Origin of the sequence: Neptunicoccus sediminis (genome assembly GCF_001719615.1) — a bacterium.
In the GTDB taxonomy this organism is placed as follows: domain Bacteria; phylum Pseudomonadota; class Alphaproteobacteria; order Rhodobacterales; family Rhodobacteraceae; genus Amylibacter; species Amylibacter sediminis.
Map to the genome: position 1 here is coordinate 37,435 of NZ_MDVX01000008.1, position 22,229 is coordinate 59,663.

General features: G+C 58.1%; 21 protein-coding genes. 4 read left to right on the forward strand and 17 right to left on the reverse strand.

Features of this window, described 5'->3' with window-relative positions; translation table 11 throughout:
- From BFV97_RS09075 to BFV97_RS09090, 4 genes are all read right to left on the reverse strand, one after another.
- Entirely contained in the window at nt 1-759 is a 759-nt protein-coding gene (locus BFV97_RS09075; protein WP_069300046.1) for an ABC transporter ATP-binding protein, read from the reverse strand.
- Complete coding sequence (locus BFV97_RS09080; protein WP_069300047.1) at nt 756-2,060, reverse strand: branched-chain amino acid ABC transporter permease; 1,305 nt, start codon at nt 2,058-2,060, stop codon at nt 756-758. Before BFV97_RS09080 ends, BFV97_RS09075 begins: the two co-directional genes overlap by 4 nt.
- Complete coding sequence (locus BFV97_RS09085; RefSeq protein WP_069300048.1) at nt 2,057-3,013, reverse strand: branched-chain amino acid ABC transporter permease; 957 nt, start codon at nt 3,011-3,013, stop codon at nt 2,057-2,059. The genes BFV97_RS09080 and BFV97_RS09085 overlap by 4 nt, the downstream gene beginning before the upstream one ends.
- Before the next feature lie 83 nt (nt 3,014-3,096).
- Nucleotides 3,097-4,341, reverse strand: a complete 1,245-nt coding sequence (locus BFV97_RS09090; protein WP_069300049.1) for a branched-chain amino acid ABC transporter substrate-binding protein — start codon at nt 4,339-4,341, stop codon at nt 3,097-3,099.
- Between the two features lie 232 nt (nt 4,342-4,573).
- Here BFV97_RS09090 and BFV97_RS09095 point away from each other — a divergent pair, with 232 nt between their 5' ends.
- Entirely contained in the window at nt 4,574-6,079 is a 1,506-nt protein-coding gene (locus BFV97_RS09095; protein WP_069300050.1) for a class I adenylate-forming enzyme family protein, read from the forward strand.
- Here BFV97_RS09095 and BFV97_RS09100 read toward each other — a convergent pair.
- The 9 genes from BFV97_RS09100 to BFV97_RS09140 all read right to left on the reverse strand — a co-directional run bounded on the left by BFV97_RS09100 (nt 6,076) and on the right by BFV97_RS09140 (nt 14,510).
- Nucleotides 6,076-6,480, reverse strand: coding sequence for a PaaI family thioesterase (locus BFV97_RS09100; protein ID WP_069300051.1), 405 nt, complete (start codon nt 6,478-6,480; stop codon nt 6,076-6,078). The genes BFV97_RS09095 and BFV97_RS09100 overlap by 4 nt on opposite strands.
- Nucleotides 6,477-7,274 (reverse strand): IclR family transcriptional regulator, encoded by a 798-nt coding sequence (locus tag BFV97_RS09105; RefSeq protein WP_069300052.1) that lies wholly within the window; start codon nt 7,272-7,274, stop codon nt 6,477-6,479. The genes BFV97_RS09100 and BFV97_RS09105 overlap by 4 nt, the downstream gene beginning before the upstream one ends.
- A gap of 5 nt (nt 7,275-7,279) precedes the next feature.
- Entirely contained in the window at nt 7,280-8,308 is a 1,029-nt protein-coding gene (locus tag BFV97_RS09110) for a phosphotransferase family protein (RefSeq protein WP_069300053.1), read from the reverse strand.
- 8 nt (nt 8,309-8,316) lie between these two features.
- Nucleotides 8,317-8,964 carry a histidine phosphatase family protein gene (locus BFV97_RS09115; RefSeq protein WP_069300054.1) on the reverse strand — a complete coding sequence of 216 codons (648 nt, stop codon included), beginning with the start codon at nt 8,962-8,964 and terminating at the stop codon, nt 8,317-8,319.
- Nucleotides 8,965-8,969: 5 nt separating this feature from the next.
- On the reverse strand, nt 8,970-9,980 hold the full coding sequence (locus BFV97_RS09120; protein ID WP_069300055.1) for an NAD(P)H-dependent flavin oxidoreductase: 1,011 nt from the start codon (nt 9,978-9,980) through the stop codon (nt 8,970-8,972).
- Between the two features lie 88 nt (nt 9,981-10,068).
- Nucleotides 10,069-11,265 carry an acetyl-CoA C-acyltransferase gene (locus tag BFV97_RS09125; RefSeq protein WP_069300056.1) on the reverse strand — a complete coding sequence of 399 codons (1,197 nt, stop codon included), beginning with the start codon at nt 11,263-11,265 and terminating at the stop codon, nt 10,069-10,071.
- Nucleotides 11,266-11,277: 12 nt separating this feature from the next.
- The gene (locus tag BFV97_RS09130; protein ID WP_069300057.1) at nt 11,278-12,201 is read right to left on the reverse strand and encodes an SDR family NAD(P)-dependent oxidoreductase; all 924 of its coding nucleotides are present in this window, start codon (nt 12,199-12,201) and stop codon (nt 11,278-11,280) included.
- Between the two features lie 2 nt (nt 12,202-12,203).
- Complete coding sequence (locus BFV97_RS09135; RefSeq protein WP_245667675.1) at nt 12,204-13,331, reverse strand: acyl-CoA dehydrogenase family protein; 1,128 nt, start codon at nt 13,329-13,331, stop codon at nt 12,204-12,206.
- A 6-nt stretch (nt 13,332-13,337) separates the two neighbouring features.
- The gene (locus BFV97_RS09140; protein WP_069300279.1) at nt 13,338-14,510 is read right to left on the reverse strand and encodes an acyl-CoA dehydrogenase family protein; all 1,173 of its coding nucleotides are present in this window, start codon (nt 14,508-14,510) and stop codon (nt 13,338-13,340) included.
- 128 nt (nt 14,511-14,638) lie between these two features.
- Here BFV97_RS09140 and BFV97_RS09145 point away from each other — a divergent pair, with 128 nt between their 5' ends.
- Entirely contained in the window at nt 14,639-15,634 is a 996-nt protein-coding gene (locus tag BFV97_RS09145) for an NADPH:quinone oxidoreductase family protein (RefSeq protein ID WP_069300058.1), read from the forward strand.
- Between the two features lie 232 nt (nt 15,635-15,866).
- Here BFV97_RS09145 and BFV97_RS09150 read toward each other — a convergent pair whose 3' ends face one another.
- The gene (locus tag BFV97_RS09150) at nt 15,867-16,526 is read right to left on the reverse strand and encodes a histidine phosphatase family protein (protein WP_069300059.1); all 660 of its coding nucleotides are present in this window, start codon (nt 16,524-16,526) and stop codon (nt 15,867-15,869) included.
- A 258-nt stretch (nt 16,527-16,784) separates the two neighbouring features.
- Between BFV97_RS09150 and BFV97_RS09155 the strand changes: the two genes are divergently transcribed.
- Nucleotides 16,785-17,786: an NADP-dependent oxidoreductase gene (locus tag BFV97_RS09155; protein WP_069300060.1), complete on the forward strand. Its 1,002-nt coding sequence runs from the start codon at nt 16,785-16,787 to the stop codon at nt 17,784-17,786.
- A gap of 78 nt (nt 17,787-17,864) precedes the next feature.
- On the opposite strand, the gene BFV97_RS09160 is transcribed toward BFV97_RS09155, so the two are convergent.
- A complete protein-coding gene (locus tag BFV97_RS09160) occupies nt 17,865-18,902 on the reverse strand; it encodes an NADP-dependent oxidoreductase (RefSeq protein WP_069300061.1) in 1,038 nt (345 codons plus the stop codon).
- Nucleotides 18,903-18,996: 94 nt separating this feature from the next.
- Nucleotides 18,997-20,391, reverse strand: a complete 1,395-nt coding sequence (locus BFV97_RS09165; protein WP_069300062.1) for an amidase family protein — start codon at nt 20,389-20,391, stop codon at nt 18,997-18,999.
- Nucleotides 20,392-20,551: 160 nt separating this feature from the next.
- On the opposite strand from BFV97_RS09165, the gene BFV97_RS09170 reads away from it, so the two are divergent.
- Nucleotides 20,552-20,740 (forward strand): hypothetical protein, encoded by a 189-nt coding sequence (locus BFV97_RS09170; RefSeq protein WP_069300063.1) that lies wholly within the window; start codon nt 20,552-20,554, stop codon nt 20,738-20,740.
- A 158-nt stretch (nt 20,741-20,898) separates the two neighbouring features.
- Here the strand turns inward: BFV97_RS09170 and BFV97_RS09175 are convergent, their stop codons facing one another.
- Nucleotides 20,899-22,221, reverse strand: a complete 1,323-nt coding sequence (locus BFV97_RS09175) for an aspartate aminotransferase family protein (protein WP_069300064.1) — start codon at nt 22,219-22,221, stop codon at nt 20,899-20,901.
- Nucleotides 22,222-22,229 lie beyond the last annotated feature (8 nt).

Genomic DNA, 22,229 nt, shown 5'->3' on the forward strand with positions numbered 1-22,229 from the left:
TCAGTGCTCTGCCTCCAGTGCTGCGCCAAGATAGGCTTCCTGCACGGCCTGATCCGCCCGCACCGCTTCGGGTTCGCCGGTTGCCACGATTTCACCGTAAACCAGCACGCTGATCCGGTCACACAGACCAAAGACAACGCCCATGTCATGTTCCACCATGATCAGGGTTTTGCCTTCGGTGACTTTCTCGATCAGCCCGACAATATAATCGGTTTCCGTGTTGGACATCCCCGCTGTGGGTTCGTCCAGCATGATCACATCCGCCCCGCCCGCAATAGTGATACCGATCTCCAGCGCGCGTTGTTCAGCATAGCTGAGAACCCCCGCAGGCAGGTCGCGGCGGCTGGTGAGGTTGATCTGTTCAAGGATTTCCTCTGCGCCCTCGTTCAAGGCACGGGATTTGCTGACCATGTTCCAGAAGCTGTATTTATAGCCCATCGACCACAACAGCGAACAGCGCACGTTTTCAAACACTGTCATGCGCGGAAAAATGTTGGTGATCTGGAAACTGCGGGACAGTCCCATCCGGTTGATTTCAAACGGGGCCTTTCCCGCCAGATCATGCCCGTGCAGCCGCACATGACCCGAGGTCTGGGGAAACCGTCCGGTGATCAGGTTGAACAGGGTGGACTTCCCCGCCCCGTTCGGCCCGATGATGGCATGGCGTTCGCCCTTGCCGATGGACAGATCCACCCCGCGTATGATCTCGGTCTTGCCAAAGGACTTGCGCAAGCCTTCAAGTTCAAGAGCAGCCGTCATTGTGCGCCTCCTTCTTTGGGTACGGTCATTACATTCGCATTGGCCCAAGTCTCGCGCAGTTCCGCAGAGTTGCGTTTCGCGAGCCAGAAGCCAAGAACCGTCACCCCGATAATCACCACCCAAGGGATCGGACTGTGGGTTGAAAATTCGATCCCGAACAGGCTCATGTCATGCTCACCCACTGCGGCATGTTTGAAGTGGAACATGATCTCGCAAAAGCTGGCCAGCCCCAGAATACCAATTGCCGCAGGGATCAGCGTTTTGACATAGGGCATCACCAAAGTGTTGAGCTTGCCGAGCTTGTAGGGGGCGACATGCATCATGATGACACCCGCCAGACCGCCCGGGAAATACATCACCGTCAGAACGAACAATGCGCCGACATAAAGTTGCCAAAGCTCGGTTTGCAGCGACAACACCGATTGCAACAGGGTGAACACGATGGCACCGATGATCGGACCAAAGAAAAACCCGACGCCCCCCAGAAAGGTGATCAGCAGGATCGAACCGGAGGTCACAAGGTTAAGGTTTTCCTCTGTCAGGATCTCAAAGTTGATGGCGAACAGACCGCCTGCAACACCGGCAAAGAAACCGGATGCACAGAAGGAATAGAACCGCACCCAACGGGCTGAATAGCCAAGGAACTGCGCCCGTTCGGGGTTGTCGCGCACCGCATTCGCCATCCGCCCCACAGGGGTTCTGGAAAACAGGTACATCAGCAGTGCCGACAGGACGAGCCAACCTGCGGTCAGGTAATATACCTCGATCTTGGTCAGAAATTCGTAGCCGAAGACCGGCAGACCATAGGTGCGGTCGCCGCTCACCCCTTCCTCGCCACCAAAAAAGGCAACGACGATCACGGAACTTGCCGCGATCAGTTCGCCAATCCCCAAAGAGATCATGGCAAAGACCGTACCGGCGGTTCGGGTTGAAAACGAACCGATGATCGTTGCCATCCCCATGCCGAACAATCCACCGACAACCGGCAGCAGCGGCAAGGGCAGCGGAATATTCTGATACTCCACCCAGTTCATCACATGCATACACATGAACCCGCCCATACCCATATAGACCGCATGACCAAAGGACAGCATGCCCCCCTGCCCGAGCAACATGTTATAGGCCAGCGCAAAGACGATGGTGATTGCCATCTGGTTCATGATGGTCAGCGCAGAGTTCGACTGGAACACATAGGGCAACACCAACAGGATCGCCGTACAGATCACCCAAGGCGCAACCGTCCCCGTGGTCAGCCCGCCGTAGGACCGTTTCTTGATCATAATGGAACTTGTATCTGTCATGCGTCACGCTTTCCAAACAGGCCATAGGGGCGGAAGACAAGGATCACCACCATCAGCAGATAAGGCAGGATCGGCCCGATTTGCGGCAGGGTCAGTGTCCAGAGATCACGCAGGGCGTGTTCGGACATATCCTCGGGCATCTCAAAGCCGAAGGCCATCAGGATGTCCGCCATCGCAACGTTGTAAGAGGCTGCAAATGTGGTCATCCAGCCGATCAGCAAGGACGCCACCAGCGCCCCCCAGAGAGAGCCAAGCCCCCCGATCACGATGGTCACAAACACGATAGAGCCAAGCAGGAACGCCATGCCCGGAAATGTGCCAAGCTGCGGTCCGGCAATCACGCCAGCCAGTCCGGCCAGTGCGGTGCCAACGCCAAACACACCCATGAAGATGAAAGGCACGTTATGGCCAAGCGCCTCAACCGTGCGCGGATAACTCAGGGCAGCCTGAATAATCATACCAACCCGTGTTTTTGTCAGCACGTAAAGCAGACACAGGAAGATCAGCACAGAAATGGCAATCATAAAGACCTTATAGGCCTGAATCTCGTTTGTCCCGATGGAGAACAGCGCGAATTGCAACACGTCCGGTGCGTCATAGGGAACCTGGTTCTTGCCCCAGAAAAACTGGACGATTTCCTCAATCAGCAGCGCAAGACCGAAGGTAAAGATCAGCTCGGGCACATGGCCGTACTGATGCACTTTGCGCAGGCCAAACCTTTCGATCGCGGCCCCTGCCAATCCGACGATAATCGGCGCAAGGATTAGCCCCGGCCAAAAGCCCATATACCGGCTGATTTGATACGCAAAGTAAGCCCCCAGCATGTAGAAGCTGGCATGGGCGAAGTTCAGCACGCCCATCATAGAAAAGATCAACGTCAACCCGCTGGACAGCATAAACAGCAGCAATCCATACACGAGACCGTCAATCAGGATAACGAGAACAAGTTCCATCGTGTCCCAACCCTAACGATTTTTGAATTTTAGACAAAAAAGGCCCGCTTCGAGAAACCGAAGCGGGCCGCGAAGCACAGCCGTTACGGGCGCTTCATTTTGCAGGTCGTCGGGCTGTCCATGCCAGCCATCTCGACTTCGCTTACCAGTTTCATACCCCATTCAGAGGCATCCATGTAGAACTGCAGACCTTCGCTGGTGTGTTCCTGAATATCAACGTTCTGGATGATCTGGTGATCGTCGGGACGCATGAACAGTTTACCACCCCAGATGCTGTCATGCTCCATGCCTTCAAGGGCTTGGGCCACTTTTACAACATCAGTCGCAGTGCCAGCTTCATTGATCGCTTTTGCCAGCATTTCAATGGTGTTGGCGATACGGGGCTGGGTGATGTCGTGGTCAGGGTATTTGGCTTCAAACCCCTCCACATAAGCCGCAGTCCGGTCGGATGCAGGCGGGTTCACAGCGCCTTCGCTCACCAGATAGATGTGGCCTGTACCCTGTTCGCCAAAGGTGCGGGTGATGCCATTAGAGGCCGCGTAATAGGTGTAGATCGGTCCTTCAAATCCGGCGTCGATGATCGCCTTACCCAGACCAACCATGTCCGCGCCCCAGTTGCCTGTGATCACCGCATCCGCACCGGAAGAGACGATCTTGCGCGCATAAGGCGTGAAGTCCTTTACCTTACCAATCGGGTGCAATTCGTTGCCGACGATCTCTACGTCTGCACGCTTTTCACTGAGATTGCGAACAGCAGCTGCAGCCACGGATTTCCCGAAGGAATAGTCCTGACCGATCACATAGACCTTCTTGAGGTTCTCGTCCTCGGCCATAACATCTGTCAGCGCATCCATCTTGATGTCTGCGTTGGCATCAAAGCGGAAGTGCCAGAAGTTACAGGCATCATTGGTCAGCGCCGGATCAACCGCTGCATAGTTCAAAAACAGCACCCGATCATCAGGGTTGCGGCGGTTGTGTTTGTTGATCGCATCGGTGATTGCATGGGCAATCCCCGAAGAGTTCCCCTGCGCGATGTAGCGGATGCCCTGATCAATCGCGACCTGAACCTGAATAAGAGATTCCTTGGGGCTCATCTTGTTGTCGAAACCGACAATTTCAAACATGTCCCCGTCCAGAACACCGCCCTGATCGTTAACCAGCTTTTCAGCCGCGTACTGGAATTCGGCAAAGCCGTTGGTCCCTGTAGGCGAGAATGGTCCGGACAGCGGGTCAACGAAGGCGATTTTCACGGTATCCGCAAAAGCAACCGAAGCACCCAAGCTGACGGCCAGTGCCGTGGCTACGCCTAATCTTGTTTTTTTGATCATTATTATATTCCTCCCAGAATGACTATCACCCTGCGCGTAAAACGCGCGGTTGATATAGCGGAAAGAGTTACACACTCAGGTGATAAGTCAAGCATTTCACCTGCTCGTAACGTTGGGTCACATTTCCTGAGCGCCTTAACCGGAACGTCATTTGAATTAGTGCTTTTTTGACGGGCAGATTTCTGTTTCTCTCAGCCGGGCGTCCAACAGGACGGTATCGGGGAGGGTTAAGATGGATCGTTTGCATCAGGTATTGGAGGGAAAAGACAGCGGCGCGACGGCGCTGGTGGATTTCGACGGAAGCAGCTTCAGCTATGGCGATTTGCAGATGGAAGTCGCCGCCATGACGCGGATTTTGCAGGATCACGGGGTACGCGGTGGCGACCGTGTGGTGCTGGTCGCAGAGAACTCTGTGTTCTATGCTGCAATGGTTTTTGCCACCAGCCGTCTGGACGCATGGCTGGTTCTGGTCAATGCCAGACAATCCGCCGATGAAATCGCCGCGATCCAGTCCCACGCCACGCCGCGCTGTGTGGTGTTCACCCACAGCGCCTCTGAACCGGCCCGCGCCCATGCAAAGCGGATGGAGGCGGATAAGATCGGTGCGCTGGCCTGTGGTCCGGTCTATGCGACAAAGGTTAAAGAAACTGAAACAGAGCCTGTCAGCGCGAGCAGCGATCAGGTGGCGGTGCTGCTGTATACCACCGGCACCACCAGTGCGCCCAAGGGCGTGATGTTGACCCATAACAACCTGCTGTTCAGTGCGCAGAACTCTGCCCGGTTTCACGGGCTGACGCCGGACGACCGCGTGGTTGGCGTTCTGCCCGGCACCCATATTTACGCGCTGGCCTCGGTATTTCTGCCCGCCATGATCGCAGGGGCCACGCTGCATCTGTTCGCGCGATTTGACACGCTTGCGGTCCTTTCGCTGTTGCGGGACGGGGCGACACGCTTTCCCGCAGTGCCCCAGATGATGGCCGCCATCATGCAGCATCTGCACGAAGCAAAGGAAGACCTGAACGCCCCTGCCCTTATCAGTATGATGACCGGCGGTGCCCCCCTTGATCCGGGGTTGAAGGCGCGGGCCGAAAAGGTCTTTGGCCTGCCCCTGAACAACGGATACGGCATGACCGAAACCTCTCCGTCTATCGCTGCCACCCACAACGACGCCCCGCGTGAGGACGTGGGCGTCGGCACGCCCTACAAATGGATCGAAGTGCGGCTTTGGGACAAAAACGATGATGGGGTCGGGGAAATTCAGGTGCGCGGCGAGAATGTGATGAAAGGCTACTATCGCGATCCCGAGCGCACGGCCGAAGCGATGACCGACGACGGGTTCTTCCGCACCGGCGATCTAGGCCGGTTTGACGAAGGCGGCGGGCTGCATATTGTGGGTCGGCTGAAAGAACTGATCATCCGCTCCGGCTTTAACGTTCATCCGCCGGAAATCGAGGCGATGCTGTCAAGGCATCCAGACGTATTTCAGGCGGCGGTTGTGGGCCGCATGGTGCCGGGCGACGAGGAAATCCTTGCCTTTGTGAAGGGTACCGATGCGCTGGACGAGGACAAGCTGAAACGCTGGTTGCGGGAACGGCTGGTGGCCTATAAAGTCCCGAGCCATATTTTCATTGTCGAAGACTATCCAGCCGCCGCCAGCGGCAAGATTTTCAAACATAAACTGCTACAACATTTCGCAGACAGGATTGCAGAGAAAGACGCTGAAACCGCGCAGTGCTAGCGGTTGCGATAACGGAAGGTGCCGGTGGCTTTGGCGATCACTTCGCCGGTTTCATCGCAAAGCTCGGCATCCGCGAAATAGGTTTTGCGCCCGCCCCCTGTGCGCCAGGCTCTGGCGATCAACCGCTTGCCTTTGGGTCGGGACAGATATTGCACCGTCATCGTCAGGGTCATCACCAGTTGCGGCGCTTCGGGGTCGCCGGTGTAGCTTCCGGCGAACCCCATCGCCGTGTCGAGCAGACTGGCATGCACCCCGCCGTGGGGCAGCCCGTAGCGATTGCCGTGTTTGGCCTCTAGCGGCATCTCGACCACCGCTTCGCCCTCACTCCACGAGGTTACACTATACCCGAGAAGTCTTTGGTATTCATAAGGTTCTTCAAACAAACCAGATCCGTCACTCATCGCGGATTCATCCCTAATAGTTCTGCCGATTTAACCAGTAACGGCCCGTAGACCGTCTCCAGTTCCTCCGGTTTGACATGGAAGGACGGGCCGCCCACGTTCAACCCGAACACGCGACCGTCCAGCCCGCGCACCGGAACAGCCACGCCGTTCACGTCAGGGCGCCAGTCGCCAAAACCGGAACAGAAACCGACTTTTTCATATTGCTGTTTCGCCTCGGCATAGCTTGCTTTTTGCTCCGCCACCAGATCGGGCAGGAATTCGGCACCGCAGGCAAAGGCCGCTTCCAGTCCGGCTTCGTCCAGCCCGACCAGGATCGCCCGACCGATGGCCGAAAAGAACAGCGGCAGGCGCGAGCCGATGGAAAGCCGCAGGGACACATCCTCGCAAGAGCGTTCCACCGCGATATAGATCGCATCGGTCAGATGGCGTTCCGCCAACGCACAGGTAATATAGCTGTTCGGCCCGTCCCGCAGGCGCAGCATCTCTTCCTTCGCACGCTCGGCAATTTCCATCCCCGACAAAACGCCAAAGCCAAGCGACAGCACCCCCGCCCCCAGCCGGTAGCCGCCCGATTTCTCGTCCAGAGACAGGTAATCGAGGCGACACAGCGTATAGATCAGGCGGGAGACCGTAGGTTTGGGCAGGCCCGTGCGTTTGGCGATGTCTGTATTGGTCAGGACCGATTCATTTGGCCGGAAACAGCGCAACACATCCAGCCCGCGGGCCAGCGCGGTGATGAAGTTGCGGTCTTTATCCTCATCGAGGTCCGGAATGACATGAATCTCGGCCATTTGCTTTATCCCTGCTCTAGCGCCTTCAAACCGGCATTGGCAAAGACCGGCACATATTGCCCCATCTGCTTGCCCCGTTCCGGATTGGACGCATTCCCGTCCAGCGCCCGTTTCAGAACACCCTGAATAATCGCCGCCATACGGAAGAAATTGAATGCCAGATAAAAGCCGAAATTGTCAATCGGACCAATACCGCGCCGTTCGCAATAGCGGGCGATAAATTCCGCGTCAGTCGGCAGGCCAAGGGCAGCGCGATCCACGCCGGCAAGGCCGCGGCCTTCGGCAGTCGCGGGCATCTGCCATTGCATGATCACCGCCGCCAGATCCGCGTACGGATGCCCGATCGTGGACAACTCCCAGTCCAGCACTGCCAGACATAATGGCCCGTCTTTCTGGAACATCATATTGTCGATCCGGTAATCCCCGTGGACCAATGTGCGCTGGCCATCATCCGCGGGGGACTGTTCCACCAGCAGTTCCATCAGCCGGTCCATATCTGCGACCGTTTCAGTTTCCGAGGCGCGGTATTGTTTGGACCAGCGGCCGATCTGGCGTTCGTAGTAATTGCCGGGCGGGCCGAAATCCGACAGGCCCACGGCATCAATATCCACATCATGCAAAGCGGCCAGCACGCGGTTCATATCGTCAATCACGCCGCTGCGCATGGCATTGTCCTGATCCGGCATGGTGGGCAGCGTATGATTGCGCCCGTCCACATGGTCCATCACGTAGAACATCGACCCGATAACGCTGTCATCCTCACAAAGATGGTGCATCTTAGCCACCGGCACATCCGTATTCGCCAGCGCCGATTGCACGCGAAATTCACGATCCACCGCATGGGCCGATTTCAGCAGAACCCCCGGTGGTTTGCGCCGCAGCACGAAATTACGGCCGGGCGTTTTCAGCAGAAACGTCGGATTGGACTGGCCGACCTGAAATTTCTCAACCTCCAGCGGGCCTTCAAAACCGTCGATCTTATCCGACAGATATTCCGCAACAACGGCGGTATCCAGAGTTTGTGTATCGCTCATGGCGTCCCCTAACTGTAGGTCAGCATCTCTGCGAATTCCGGAGAATCCAGATGCGGTGTGGCGTTGAATTCATGCAAGAACCGTTTCTTGCCAGAGAAGATAATCTTGCTCATCGAGGTATTTTTCACTTGCAGGTTCAGGGTCATCATCATCTTGGGTGCAGCCCCCACAACCGAGGCAACGGTTTGCCCGATCACCCCGCCGGAACTGACCACCAGAACCCGCTCTGCCCCGTCACGGGTCGCCGTTGACAGCGCGTCTTCGACCCGTGTGGTGAAATCGACCCAGCTTTCAGAGGCACCGGCCAATCCGCCGTCCTGCCATTCAAATATGGTTTCGCGCAGGGTGCGGAAATGGGTCTTGCGCTCCCCCATGACGAGATCGGGCACATCCCCGTTATACCGCGTATGCAAGAGGTTGTGGAAATCATACTCGTTAAAGCCCGCGTGGATCTCGGGATTGTCATACCCCATAGAGCGCAGTGTCTCCATCTGGCGCACGAGAGAGCCGACCACAATGCGATCCGGCACCCATCCGCGCGCACGCAGCAGGGCGCCGGCAAGGCGGGACTGTTCGTGGCCTGCGGGGGACAAACGGTCGTAATTGTCTGCCCCGAACGACGCCTGCCCGTGCCGGATTACGATCAGTTCCGCCATTGCGATTAACCGGCCTCGCCGGACAGACGCGCCATTGTTGCATGGTATTCACTGGCAATCCGGTCGATCAGTTCCGCAGCGGGTTGCACGGCATTGATTGCGCCGATCCCCTGCCCTGCACCCCAGATTTCCTTCCACGCTTTGGGTTTGGACGAACCGGATGCGAAATTCATCGAAGAGGCGTCCGCCGAAGGCAGGTTGTCAGGGTCCATGCCTGCGGCCTCAATCGAGGGGCGCAGATAGTTGCCGGAAACGCCGGTAAACAGGCTGGAAGTCACAATATCCGCGGCAGTGCCGTTGACGATAGCATCCTTGTAGCCCTGCACGGCGTTGGCTTCTTCGGTAGCGATAAACGGCGAGCCGATATAACCGAGATCGGCGCCCATCGCCCGCGCAGCGGCAATGGCTTTGCCTGTGGCAATGGAACCGGACAGCAGCAGCGGGCCGTCAAACCATTCGCGGATTTCCTGAATAAGCGCAAAGGGCGATTGGGGACCGGCATGGCCACCGGCACCGGCGGCAACCGCGATCAGACCGTCAGCGCCTTTTTCAATCGCTTTTTTCGCAAAGCGGTTGTTGATGATGTCATGCAGCGTGATGCCGCCACAGGAATGCGCGGCTTCGTTCACTTCGACCCGTGCGCCAAGCGAGGTGATCCAGACCGGAACTTCATGCTGAACGCAAATCTCGATGTCCCGCTCCAGCCGCCCGTTAGAGCGGTGCACGATCTGGTTCACTGCATAAGGCGCGGCAGGCGTGTCGGGATTGGCCTGATTGTGGCGGTCCAGTTCTTCCTTGATCTGGGTCAGCCAAGTGTCGAGCAGCGGATGCTCTCCGTCTGCTTCACGGGCGTTCAGGGCCGGAAAGGAACCGATGATCCCCGCCTTACACTGGGCAATGACCAAGGCTGGCACGGAAATGATAAACATCGGGGAGGCAACGGCGGGAATGCGCAGCCCCTGCAGGGCTTTGGGCAGGTGGGACTCGGCGTGGGTTGCGTTCCAGGGACGGGACATAAAGGCGATCCTTAACAGGTTAGAGAGCTAGGCAGGAATGCGCCAAAGCATTGGCACATTCCGTTTTTTTTAATAAGTATATGGAGGCTTAGAGGACCTCGAACAGACCTGCGGCACCCATGCCGCCGCCGACGCACATGGTGCAAACCACGTATTTCGCACCGCGACGCTTGCCCTCGATCAATGCGTGGCCCACCATCCGCGCGCCCGACATACCGTAAGGATGGCCGATGGAAATCGCGCCGCCGTTCACGTTCAGCAACTCATCCGGAATACCCAGAACATCGCGGGAATGGATCACCTGCACGGCAAAAGCCTCGTTCAGTTCCCACAGACCGATGTCGTCCATCTTCAGACCATGCGCCTTAAGCAGTTTGGGAACCGCGTAGATCGGACCGATGCCCATTTCGTCAGGTGCCAGACCGGCCGCCATCACACCAACATAACGACCCAGCGGTTGCAGGCCCTTTTGCTCGGCAAGTTTGGCTTCCATCACAACCGCCGCAGACGCGCCGTCAGAGAGTTGCGAGGCATTCCCAGCCGTGATGAACTTGCCTTCCTTGATGACCAGACCGTCCTTGAACACAGGCTGCAAACCGGCGAGCGACTCTTCCGTCGTGCTCGGGCGGTTGCCTTCGTCCTTGTCCAGTGTCACTTCGTGTTCGGTGACTTCCTTGGTTTCCTTGTTCATCACCTTCATCGTGGATGTCAGGGGCACGATTTCGTCGTCAAACTTGCCAGCCTGCTGCGCTGCGTGGGTGCGGGCTTGGGACTGTGCGGCATAGGCATCCTGCGCCTCACGCGAAACATTGTAGCGGGCTGCAACGGTCTCGGCGGTTTCCAGCATGGACATATACATATCGGGCTGGTGTTCCTTGAACCACGGGTCAGGTGTCAGGAACATATTGGGGGTTTGCACGGTGGACACAGATTCAACCCCGCCCCCCACAACAACGTCCATACCATCAGTGATGACCTGCTTTGCCGCTGTCGCAATCGCCATCATGCCAGAGGCACACTGGCGGTCCAGCGACATGCCAGGCGCGGTGATGCCAAGCCCTGCGCGAATGGCCGCCTGACGGGCAATGTTCGTGCTGGTGGAGCCTTGTTGCAGGGCAGCGCCCATCACAACGTCATCCACGTCCACCCCTTCGACACCGGCACGCTGCACCGCGTGTTTGATCGCATGGCCGGCCAGTTCCTGACCAAGTGTTGCGTTGAAGGCACCGCGATAGGCTTTGCCGATCGGGGTACGGGCGGTAGATACAATAACTGCGTCACGCATAATGAGAGTTCCTTATTTTTCCAGTTTGATGCCTGCCAGATCGGCGGCGTTCTTGGCGTATTTTCCGGTTTGTTCAAAAGCTTGGGTCAGGATTTCCTGATCCGTCGGGTCTGTGACCTTATCCCATTGGGCGGCCACGTTTTCCGGCGTGATGTCATCCCCCCCAAGGGTAATGCCCTTTGTTTCATAGACACGGGTTTGCGCAAAAGAGCCGCCACCGGCGCCCATGATCACGCGGGAAGGTGCGTCTTCGGACACAAGGTAAAGCACGCCCGGCGTAATGGTTTCGGGGCGCAGCAACTCACCGACTTCCGGCGTGAAGAGCTCTTCCGTCATGCGGGTTGTCGCGGTTGGTGCCAGCGTGTTCACGCGGATATCATCCCGCGCGCCTTCCATGTGCAACACATTCATCAGACCCATCATCGCTGCCTTGGCCGCGCCATAGTTGGACTGTCCGAAGTTGCCGTAAAGCCCCGAAGAAGACGCGGTCAGAACGATCCGCCCGTAGCCCTGCTCGCGCATGATCGGCCAGACGGTGTGGGTGACGGTGGCTGTGCCGATCAGATGCACGTCCACAACTTTTTTAAAGTCGTCCAGCGTCATCTTGGCGAAAGTCTTGTCCCGCAGGATACCGGCGTTGTTGATCAGGATGTCGATACGGCCCCACTTGTCCATGGCCTGTTGCACCATGTCCTTGACCTCTGCCTCGTTGGACACATCAGCGCCGTGGGCCATCGCCTCACCACCGGCTTCGATGATTTCCGCGACAACGGCTTCTGCCTCGGCCGAGGACCGCCCCTGCCCGTCTGCAGCAACCCCGAGATCGTTCACAACGACCTTGGCGCCGCGTGCGGCCAGACCCAGCGCATGGCTGCGCCCCAGTCCGATGCCTGCGCCTGTGACGATGGCAACCTTTCCATCAAAACGGATTGTCATACTTAATATCCTTTTATTTTTGCGATCTGTTCGGCGTGATAGCCGTAATCGCCCAACCATTCCTGCGCCACGCGGGCGCGTTTCATGAAGAAGCCCATGTCAAACGCATCGGTCATGCCGATTCCGCCGTGCATCTGCACCCCTTCCATCACCGCCAGCTTTGCTGTCTGGCAGGCTCTGGCCTTGGCCAGCGACACGGCCAGCGCGGCGCTCTCGGGATCTTCGTCCATCATCCGGCCCGCATTTGCAATTGTGGATGTGGTGACTTCAATATCGGACCACAGATGCGCCGCACGGTGTTGCAGTGCCTGAAACTGGCCGATCAGCACGCCGAACTGCTTGCGTTCCTGCAAATAGCTGACGGTCATCCCGAAAGCACCGGAGCTGAGACCGGTCATTTCCGCAGCCAGCGCCGCCTGCCCCGCGCGCAACGCAGGGTTGAGAACGCTCATCGCTTGATCCACGGTGCCGACCACGTCCTCGCCAGTGGCTTCCACCCCTTCAAAGCTGATCTGCGCACTGTCACGGGCATCAATCATGTTTTGCGCTGTACGGGTGATCCCGTCGCGGTCTGCCGGAATGTCAAACAGGGTCAATGCGCCCTCTGCATCCCCTGTGCGGGCCAGAACCAATAGACGGTCGGCCGATCCGCCGTCCACCACAAATGTTTTTTCGCCGCTCAGTGAAAAGCCGTTCCCCACCCGTTCCGCCTGCAACTGTGTCTTGCTCGGAGCGTGTTTCACGCCCTCGTCCAGCGCCAGCGCATAAGTCAGATCACCGCTTGCGATTTGGGCCAGCGCCTCGGCAGCGCGGGGATTATCGGCCACCTGCCGTAGCGCCGTTGCCGCCATGACAGCGGTAGAAATAAACGGCGAGGACACCAGCGTTCTGCCCATCTCCTGCGCCAGCAGATTGGCCGCTGCGTGGCCCATATCTATGCCGCCCTGATCTTCAGGGACCAGAACACCGGTCCAGCCAAGATCGGCCATCTGCTTCCACAGTTCGGGATTATAGGCTTTGCCAGCATCGCGCAATTCGCGGAACTTCTCCACCGGAGAGGCTTCGTCCAGAAAGCCACGGGCGCTGTCTACCAGCATTGTTTCATCTTCGTTCAATGTCAGATTTGTCATAGTAATTTACCCCGGAAGTCCCAAAACGCGCTTTGAAATGATGGAAAGCATCACTTCTGACGTTCCCCCTTCAATGGAATTCGCCTTGGTCCGCAGCCAGTCCGCAGGCAGACTGCCCGTCGCACCATCCCATTGCAGCGCCTCTGATCCGCCTGCCGACATGAACAATTCATGCTTGCGTTTGTTTAACTCGGTCCCGGCATATTTCAGCATGGCAGAGGCATCGCCCACACCTTTGCCACCCGCTGCCTGATCCTTGTAGCGCTCGATCGTCAGACCCACGGCCATTTCTTCGATGTCACAGGCAATGGCTTCGCTACGAAGGGACGCCTCTGACAAATCATGCCCCGCATCTGCAAGAACCTTGGCCAGTGAACGTCCCGCACCGCGCCCAGACCCACCACCGGAAATCATTTCCCGCTCGTGTGTCAGCAGATATTTCGCCACATCCCAGCCACGGTTCTCTGTGCCAACAATCTGGTCTTTAGGAACCTTCACATCGTCAAAGAATGTTTCGCAAAACGGGGAGGCGCCAGAGATCAGTTTGATCGGGCGGGTCGATACACCTTCGGACTGCATGTCAAACAGCAGGAAGGAAATCCCCTTGTGTTTCGGCGCGTCCTTATCGGTACGGATCAGAGCAAAAATCCAGTCCGCCTTATCCGCATAAGAGGTCCAGACCTTCTGGCCATTTACCAGCCAGTGATCACCCTGATCTTCACCTTTAGATTGAACGCTGGCCAGATCGGATCCGGCGCCCGGCTCGGAATAGCCCTGACACCAGCGGATTTCACCTCGGGTGATCGGCGGGAGGTAGTGCAGCTTTTGCTCGTGGCTGCCAAAATGCAGCAACGCAGGTCCAAGCATCCAGATCCCGAAGGATTGCAGCGGCAGGCGGGCGTCGATGCGGTCCAGTTCGGACAGCCAGATTTTTTCCTGATCGCGGTCAAACCCTGCCCCGCCAAATTCCTGTGGCCATGTCGGACAGGTCAGACCGTTCTTGGCGCAGACCTCCAGCCACTGTTTTTGCGCGTCCGACTGGAAGGTCCAGTTGCGTCCCCCCCAGCAAATCGAATCTGCTGTTGTATCCCCGTCCTGCATCTCGACAGGGCAGTTTTCTGCCAGCCAAGCGCGTATTTCGGCGCGGAATTTCTCCGGATTAGTGGTGTCAAACGGCACGGCTTTCCTCCCAAACGCTGCGTCAAGTTCCGCTATGCAGAATTGCATTTCACTTGTTCGTTGACAAGATTGTTCCAGCCCCTGAACGTGGGCGTGATGTAACGTCATTTTAATCTGGGAGAGACGCAATGCGCGCGATGATGAGCAATGAACCCGGTGGTCCGGAGACGCTGGAACTGACCGAAACCGAGACCCCGAAACCCGGCAAGGGAGAGGTCGTAATCCGCGTCCGTGCCGCCGGTGTGAACTTTCCTGACACGCTGATTATCAAAGATTTATACCAGTTGAAACCGCAGCGCCCTTTTGCGCCGGGCGGTGAGGTTTCCGGCGAGATCGAAAGCCTGGGCGAAGGTGTAACCAACGTTTCTGTCGGGGACCGCGTGCTGGCCGTGCCCGGTTATAACGGATTTTCCACCCATGTGATCGCCCATAAATCGACGCTGGTTCCGATCCCTGATGACATGCCCTTTGATCAGGCCGCCTGTTTCATCCTGACCTATGGCACCTCCCATTATGCGCTCAAACAGCGGGCGGCGTTGAAGGAGGGGGAAACCCTGCTGATCCTTGGCGCTGCTGGCGGTGTCGGGGCTGCTGCAATCGAGCTGGGCAAGGCGATGGGCGCACGGGTGATTGCGGCGGTATCTTCCGAAGAGAAGGCAGCCTTCTGCAAGGAACTCGGCGCGGATGAGACGCTGATCTATCCGCGCGAAATGGACCGCGATGCGCAAAAGGAATTTTCCAACGCGATTAAGAAACTGGCCGGTCCCAAAGGTGTTCAGGTGGTGTACGATGCGGTGGGCGGCAATTACGCCGAACCCGCGGTGCGTGCGCTTGGCTGGGAAGGTCGCTTTCTGGTGGTGGGCTTTCCGGCGGGCATCCCGAAACTGCCCCTGAACCTGACACTGTTGAAGAACTGTCAGGTGGTCGGCGTCTTTTGGGGGGCTTTCACCCAGATGGAACCGGACGTGCATCAGGCCAACCTGAAAGAGCTGTTCGGCATGTGGTCCAAAGGACAAATCAAGCCGCAGATTTCGGCGTCTTTCCCGCTGGAGAAAGCCGCTGATGCGCTGAACCTGCTGGAGCAACGCAAAGTGCTGGGCAAAGTCGTCCTAAACGTGGACTAAACCCGCTGAACTGGTGAAGAAAGGGCAAGGCCGCGGCTTTGCCCTTTCCTGTTGGCGGCGCTTTAAAGGTGGCATAACCCTATAAAAAAACGCCGTGACCCCCGCACCGCCCCCACTCCGCACCGATGACCCTGCGATTTCGACGCGTCATATATGAAGCTTCTTATATGACGCTTCATAATTGCAGGGTCATCACTTTTCCTCTTGCCTCACAATGCCTTACAAAGTTCCTTCATTCCCCGAGATGGTTGCAGTCATTAAAACTGCGCACGAAAAACCGCTCTTTCGTCAGGACCACACGGCTGATTGACCCGTTGGACGCGCCGATCATCGCGAAGGGCTTACAGCCCGTAGCAATCGACATGATCGCCCCCACAACCCCGCCATGCACACAAAAGGCAATCCGCTCTCCGGCGTGATTGTCAAGCAGCCGCCTCAGGCCCCGCTCTACCCGTTCGTGCAGCTCTGCGGTGGTTTCCGCGCCCGGTATGTGACCCCACTCATGCTCGGCCTTGGCGCGTAAAAACTCCGGAGCACCCTCGGCCGATTTGATGCGATACAACCCGCCGTCCCAGTCCCCGAGCCGGATTTCCCGCAGGTCCGGTTCTTCAATCGGCGTCATCCCCAGATGCTTTGCAAGTGGTGCCATAGTTTGATGGGTCCGCTGGAGAGAGGTCACATACAGCGCATCAAAATGCGTGTGCCGCAGACGCTCGCCCACGGCTTCGGCTTGGGCTTCCCCACGGGGATGCAGCGGCGGATTGCCGTGACCGTCTTTCATTGGAAAAGACACACCGGGGCGGGCCGGAATGGTCTCGCCGTGGCGGATGAACAGCACATCCACCCCATCTTTTGGCACGACAAAGCGGTGTTGGGGATATTCTTTTGTCATCGGCGTCTTTCTTTCGTTCAGGGTCTTCCAGCAATGCCGCCACGTCGCAGCGCCCATTGATTGACAGGTTTTCAAACTTGGCCTTAGGCTTTTCACAAACCGCATCCCCCGTCAAACAGGAGCTAGCCTTGGACAGCCCGTGCAGACCGGACACCTGCTTCGCTGATCGCGCCGTCCTGCCCGAAACCACTTTGCCTCAGCGGAAAAGCCGCTGGCAGGTCCTGAGCGACCCTTCACTCAAAACTTAAGGAACATCCTATGAAAACCCGTCAGGTCATCGTCAAGGAACTGCCCAAAGGCGCTCTGACACAAGACCATTTCGAACTCCAAGAGACCGAGCTTCCCGCCCTGAAGGACGGCGAACTACAGGTGCGCACGATCCTGATGTCTATCGACGCCGCCAACCGCGCATGGATGCAGGGCGCCACCTACCGAGAGCCGATCCTCGCCGGAGACGCAATGCACACATACGCCTTGGGCGAAGTCACCGAGAGCCGCTCGGACAGGTTCGCGGCCGGAGACATCGTCGCGGTTGAAACCGTCTGGGCAGATCACGCCGTGGTGCCGGCCCGCAGTGCGCAAAAATTGCCAAAGGTCGAAACGCTCTCCCATTTGATGTCGGTTTTTGGCATCGCAGGGAAAACCGCCTTTCACGGGCTGATGTCCGTCGGTCGCCCGCTGCCTGGTGAAACAGTCGTCGTCTCTGCCGCCGCCGGTTCGGTCGGTGTTTATGTGGGACAAATCGCCAAAGCCATCGGCTGTCGCGTGGTTGGCATTGCAGGGGGTGCGGAGAAAGGCAATTGGGTTGTAGACGAACTCGGCTTTGACGCCTGCGTTGACTACCGCGATCCGGCTTGGCCCAAAGCGTTAAAAGCTGCCTGCCCCGATGGGATCGACATCTATTTTGACAATGTGGGCGGCGCCACCCTTGAAACTGTCCTGTTCCGCATGAACGAGCGCGGCCGCGTGGTCTGTTGCGGCGCGGTCAGCCAGTATGACGCCGCCGCGCCGAGCGGTCCTCGCAACCTGCCGGGCATGGTGGTGGTCAAACGGCTGCGCATGGAAGGGTTTATCGTGATGGATTACGCCCATGAAGACGCAACGGCCCTGCGTGCCTTGCAAAACTGGGTCAAATCCGGCGCCATCAAAGTCCCTGAGGACATTGTAGACGGCCTCGAAAACGCCCCCGCAGCGCTGATCGGCCTGCTGGCTGGTGAAAACCGCGGCAAACGCATGGTCCGCGTCGGCCCTGACCGTTAACTGCTTCAATGTTCCAGAAATACTCATTAAAAAAGGGGGCCAACCAGCCCCCTTCTCCTAAACGATTATCCCGCCGGTTCAGCCCTTTGGATCTTCTCCGACCCGCACAAGCTGCTTGCCGAAATTGTTGCCTTTGAGCAGTTCCAGAAAGGCTTCGGGCGCATTTTCCAGTCCCTCAGCCACGGTTTCGCGGAAGCTAATTTTCCCTGCTGCAACCATTGGCGCGACTTCTTTGAAGAAGGCACCTGCGCTGTCCTGATGGTCGGGAAAAAGAAAGCCCTGCACGTTCAGCCGCTTGGTCAGGATGGTGGACCAGACTGCTGGCAGAGGCTGCGCGTCAGCCACGTTATCGCCGTTGTACCATGCGATCATGCCACAAATCGCGATGCGGCCGAACATGTTCATATTTGGCAGAACCGCCTCGAGCGTCTTGCCGCCAACGTTTTCAAAATAGACATCCACCCCTTGCGGTGCGGCCTCCCTGATTTGGGCCGCCAGTTCGCGGCCGTCTTTGGCGGCCTTGTGATCGAGACAGGCATCAAAGCCCAGCTCGTCCTGCGCAAAAGCGCATTTTTCTGCACCGCCGGCCACGCCGATCACGGTGCAGCCCTTGGCTTTGGCCAACTGTCCGGCGAGACCGCCCACGGCCCCTGTTGCCGCAGAAATCAGGACGGTTTCGCCCGCTTTCATCTTGCCGATTTCATTCAGCCCGATCCAGGCTGTCATGCCGGGCATCCCAAGCACGCCGAGATAGGTAGACAGCGGTGCAAGGTCAGGGTCGATTTTGCGAATGTCGCTGCCGTCGGAAATCCCGTGCGTGGCCCAGCCGGTGCGCCCGACAACAATGTCGCCAACCGCGAATTTGTCGTTGTTGGAGGCGATCACTTCACAAATCGCGCCGCCTTCCATTGTGCCGCCGATTGGCACCGGGTCCGCATAGGATTTCGCGTCATTCATCCGGCCCCGCATATAGGGATCAAGGGACAGCCAGATGGTGCGCAGAGTGACCTCTCCCGCACCCATTTCGGGCAGTTCCTTGTCCTCAAACCGAAAGTTGTCAAGCGTCGGCCAGCCTGTAGGACGGGACGCAAGGGCCACATGTTGATAGGTTGTCATAGTGTACTCCAAATATCTGATTTGGCAGCAGCCTACCCCCGCAGCCCAAGTTGCGCCAATGGGGTGAAACAATGCCGTTACGTCCGATCACGCTTTATTGGGGATCAACCGGCAGGATGGCGGGACGGGCCGCCTCTATATCCCGTCCGGCCGCGATCAGAATATCCTCGCGGTAGCGCCGCGCCAGCAGTTGCACGCCCATCGGTTTGCCTGCCGCCGAACCTGTTGCCACCGCCAGCCCCGGCAGGCCGAGCGCTGGCACCGCAACCTGTGTCAACTGCGCTTTCATAATCGCCGCAAAGCCTTCTGCCGATTGAACATCCGCCTGCTGGTCGAAGGGCAACATACCGGACACCGGACAGATCAAAACGGAATGCTGCGCCAGAAATAACTGCCAGTCCCGCAGATGGGTGACACGATCCCGCAGCGCGTCGAGCAGTCCCGCTGCATCCACGGGGGCGGACAAGGACTGCATCACGGAAAACACATGGCGGCTGTCCGGTTCATTCTCCTGTTCTACCATCCGGTCCACGCCCTGCCGCATCTCTGCCAGCCAGAGCTTGGCGTTAATATCAGCGGCGGGTTGCATCGGCGGGCAGTTGACTTCCTCTACCTCCCAGCCTGCATCTGCCAAATCCTTGGCCGCCCCGAGCAGGGCCGCTTCGATTTCCGGCGTTATCTCCATTCCATCTGGCCGCAGGCACAGGGCCGCACGGCGCGGGAAATCCCCCTGATCTATGGGGGCTGGCACATACCACGGATCGCGCAGGTCTTCTGCCGCCATAGCCCGCAGGCTAAGGTCGATGTCATCCATACTGCGTGCCAGCGGACCGCCGACGGCCATTAATTGCCCGCCGATATGCCGGTCTGGCCCCGAAGGATTATAGGCCGGCAACCGCCCCAGCGTGGGGCGCAGCCCGTGGATGCCACAGGCATAGGCAGGATAGCGGATCGACCCGCCAATATCCGTACCATGCCCGACCGCTGCCATGCCGCTGGCCACCGAAGACCCCGCCCCACCAGAAGAGCCACCGGGCGTGATGTGCTTTCCGTGGGGGTTCAGGGTTTGGCCGTGCAGGTCATTCTTGGTAAACCAGCGCAGGGAAAACGCCGGCGTATTGGTGCGTCCGACGATCACCGCGCCTGCCTTGCGCATATTTGCCACAACGGGGCTGTCTTCTTCCGCTACAAGGTTTTCCAGCAGTTTCAGACCGTTGGTGGTCGCATGGCCGGTTTGATCTACATTCACTTTGATCGTCACCGGCACACCGGCCATCGACCCGACCTTTCGTCCGGCGGCAATGTCCGCGTCAATCGCAGCGGCTGCGGACAGCGCCTCCTCTGGCATATGTTGCACAACCGCGTTCAGCGCCGGATTGACCGCGTCGATCCGCTCCAGATGGGCCTTGGTCACTTCTGTGGCGGAAACTTCTTTGGCGCGGATTTTTGCAGCGATTTCGGTGGCGCTCAGGGTCCAGAGTTCAGACATGGGGGCAGCTCCTCAAATTGGGTTTGCGGCAATCTGGCACCACCGCGCCCCCGCACGCAACATCTTCCTTTACGTTACGACAGAAAGAGTCTTCGGAACATTTTCGCGGGCTGCGGGTTACACCTGTGAAACCCTCTTACAAACCGGAAAGGTTAGACCTATGTCCGCCCCTGAAACAAACGTTGAGAAACAAAAGAAACGCCATTACGGCCCGTTGATCGGTATGATCGCGATCGGTGCCGCCGCTATTCTTGTGATGCTGACGCTGACCTACCTGTCAGACGATGTGACAGAGGATGGCGCGACCGAAACCATCCCCGAAAACTCGGCTACAGTTGAAGGCACCTAGGTGTTGCCCGCGCAAGATTTACAATTGCTGCGCGGGATACGACACATATGGGCAATCCCTGTCCCAAATGTCCGACTAAAGTGCCTGAAAGGTCTGCTTGCGTTGTCCTCCCCGACGCAAGCGGACCTTTCGCGTTTTCGCAAAGCTGCTCTGGCTGATCAGCCAAGCCCGACCGTTATCGCCCGTGACAGTTTGGCGACCAGTTCGTCAATCTGGGGGTCGGTGATGATGAAAGGCGGGGCCAGCAGCACATGATCGCCGCTTTGCCCGTCGATGGTGCCGCCCATCGGATAACAGATCATGCCAGCCTCAAACGCCGCCGCTTTTATCCGCGCCGCTGTCTTGCGCTGAGGATCTAGCGGTGTCTTGCTCTGCCGGTCTGCCACCAGTTCGACACCCCAGAACAACCCGCGCCCGCGAATGTCGCCCACGTTCGGGTGGTCTGCAAACTCTGCCGTTAGCGCAGTGCGCAACTTATGGCCCTGCGTTTGCGCCGCAGTGACCAGATCCCGCGATTTCAGAGAGCGCAGGACAGCCACCCCCGCCGCTGCGGCGCAGGGATGGCCGATATAAGTGTGGCCGTGCTGGAAAAAACCGCTGCCCTGTTCGATCGTCCGGTAGATTTCCTTGCTGCACAGCATCGCGCCAATCGGCTGATAACCCGCGCCCAAACCCTTGGCGATACACAGTATATCCGGTGCCACCCCGTCCTGTTCACAGGCAAACAGACTGCCGGTGCGCCCCATGCCGCACATGACTTCGTCCAGTATCAGTAGGATACCGTATTGATCGCAAATCTCACGGATACGCCTGAAATAGCCCTTCACCGCAGGCACCGCACCGGCAGTGGCGCCCACCACAGGCTCGGCAATAAAGGCCATGACGGTTTCCGGCCCGACCCGCAGCAGTTCTTCTTCCAACAGATTGGCGGCACGAAGGCCATAGGCTTCCGCGCTCTCACCGTCCTGTTGCAGACGATAGGCATAACAGGGGTCGATATGGCTCATGTCGATCAGCAACGGACCGAATTGGGCACGCCGCCACGCATTGCCCCCTGCCGAAAGCGCCCCCATCGTGTTGCCATGATAGCTTTGCTTGCGGGCGATCAGACGCCCCCGCTGCGGTTCTCCTTTTTCGACGAAATACTGCCGCGCCAGTTTCAGCGCCGCCTCCACCGCTTCGGAGCCGCCGGACACAAGGTAGACACGGTCCAGATCACCGGGCGCCTGTTCGATCAGCAAATCCGCCAGCGTTTCAGCCGGTTCAGAGGTGAGAAACCCCGTGTGGGCATAGGCCAGACTATCCAATTGCGCCTTTACCGCCTCAATCACGGTGCGGTCATTATGTCCCAGACAGGACACAGCCGCCCCACCCGAAGCATCAAGATACTGTTTGCCCTCTGCATCATAAAGATAACAACCTTCACCGCGTACCGCGACGGGGGGGGACTGTTTTTTGTGGCGGGGAAAAATATGGGACATTTCAGGCT

Bases quoted from the DNA above. Each gene is read 5' to 3' on its own strand.
- BFV97_RS09105 (WP_069300052.1), bottom strand. From the start codon at position 7,274: ATGGCCGAGATTCATGTCATTCCGGACCTCGATGAGGATAAAGACCGC.
- BFV97_RS09130 (WP_069300057.1), bottom strand. From the start codon at position 12,201: ATGACAATCCGTTTTGATGGAAAGGTTGCCATCGTCACAGGCGCAGGC.
- BFV97_RS09175 (WP_069300064.1), bottom strand. From the start codon at position 22,221: ATGTCCCATATTTTTCCCCGCCACAAAAAACAGTCCCCCCCCGTCGCG.
- BFV97_RS09160 (WP_069300061.1), bottom strand. From the start codon at position 18,902: ATGACAACCTATCAACATGTGGCCCTTGCGTCCCGTCCTACAGGCTGG.
- BFV97_RS09125 (WP_069300056.1), bottom strand. From the start codon at position 11,265: ATGCGTGACGCAGTTATTGTATCTACCGCCCGTACCCCGATCGGCAAA.
- BFV97_RS09100 (WP_069300051.1), bottom strand. From the start codon at position 6,480: ATGAGTGACGGATCTGGTTTGTTTGAAGAACCTTATGAATACCAAAGA.
- BFV97_RS09120 (WP_069300055.1), bottom strand. From the start codon at position 9,980: ATGTCCCGTCCCTGGAACGCAACCCACGCCGAGTCCCACCTGCCCAAA.
- BFV97_RS09080 (WP_069300047.1), bottom strand. From the start codon at position 2,060: ATGACAGATACAAGTTCCATTATGATCAAGAAACGGTCCTACGGCGGG.
- BFV97_RS09150 (WP_069300059.1), bottom strand. From the start codon at position 16,526: ATGACAAAAGAATATCCCCAACACCGCTTTGTCGTGCCAAAAGATGGG.
- BFV97_RS09145 (WP_069300058.1), top strand. From the start codon at position 14,639: ATGCGCGCGATGATGAGCAATGAACCCGGTGGTCCGGAGACGCTGGAA.
- BFV97_RS09075 (WP_069300046.1), bottom strand. From the start codon at position 759: ATGACGGCTGCTCTTGAACTTGAAGGCTTGCGCAAGTCCTTTGGCAAG.
- BFV97_RS09155 (WP_069300060.1), top strand. From the start codon at position 16,785: ATGAAAACCCGTCAGGTCATCGTCAAGGAACTGCCCAAAGGCGCTCTG.
- BFV97_RS09110 (WP_069300053.1), bottom strand. From the start codon at position 8,308: ATGAGCGATACACAAACTCTGGATACCGCCGTTGTTGCGGAATATCTG.
- BFV97_RS09165 (WP_069300062.1), bottom strand. From the start codon at position 20,391: ATGTCTGAACTCTGGACCCTGAGCGCCACCGAAATCGCTGCAAAAATC.
- BFV97_RS09085 (WP_069300048.1), bottom strand. From the start codon at position 3,013: ATGGAACTTGTTCTCGTTATCCTGATTGACGGTCTCGTGTATGGATTG.
- BFV97_RS09115 (WP_069300054.1), bottom strand. From the start codon at position 8,964: ATGGCGGAACTGATCGTAATCCGGCACGGGCAGGCGTCGTTCGGGGCA.
- BFV97_RS09095 (WP_069300050.1), top strand. From the start codon at position 4,574: ATGGATCGTTTGCATCAGGTATTGGAGGGAAAAGACAGCGGCGCGACG.
- BFV97_RS09135 (WP_245667675.1), bottom strand. From the start codon at position 13,331: ATGACAAATCTGACATTGAACGAAGATGAAACAATGCTGGTAGACAGC.
- BFV97_RS09090 (WP_069300049.1), bottom strand. From the start codon at position 4,341: ATGATCAAAAAAACAAGATTAGGCGTAGCCACGGCACTGGCCGTCAGC.
- BFV97_RS09170 (WP_069300063.1), top strand. From the start codon at position 20,552: ATGTCCGCCCCTGAAACAAACGTTGAGAAACAAAAGAAACGCCATTAC.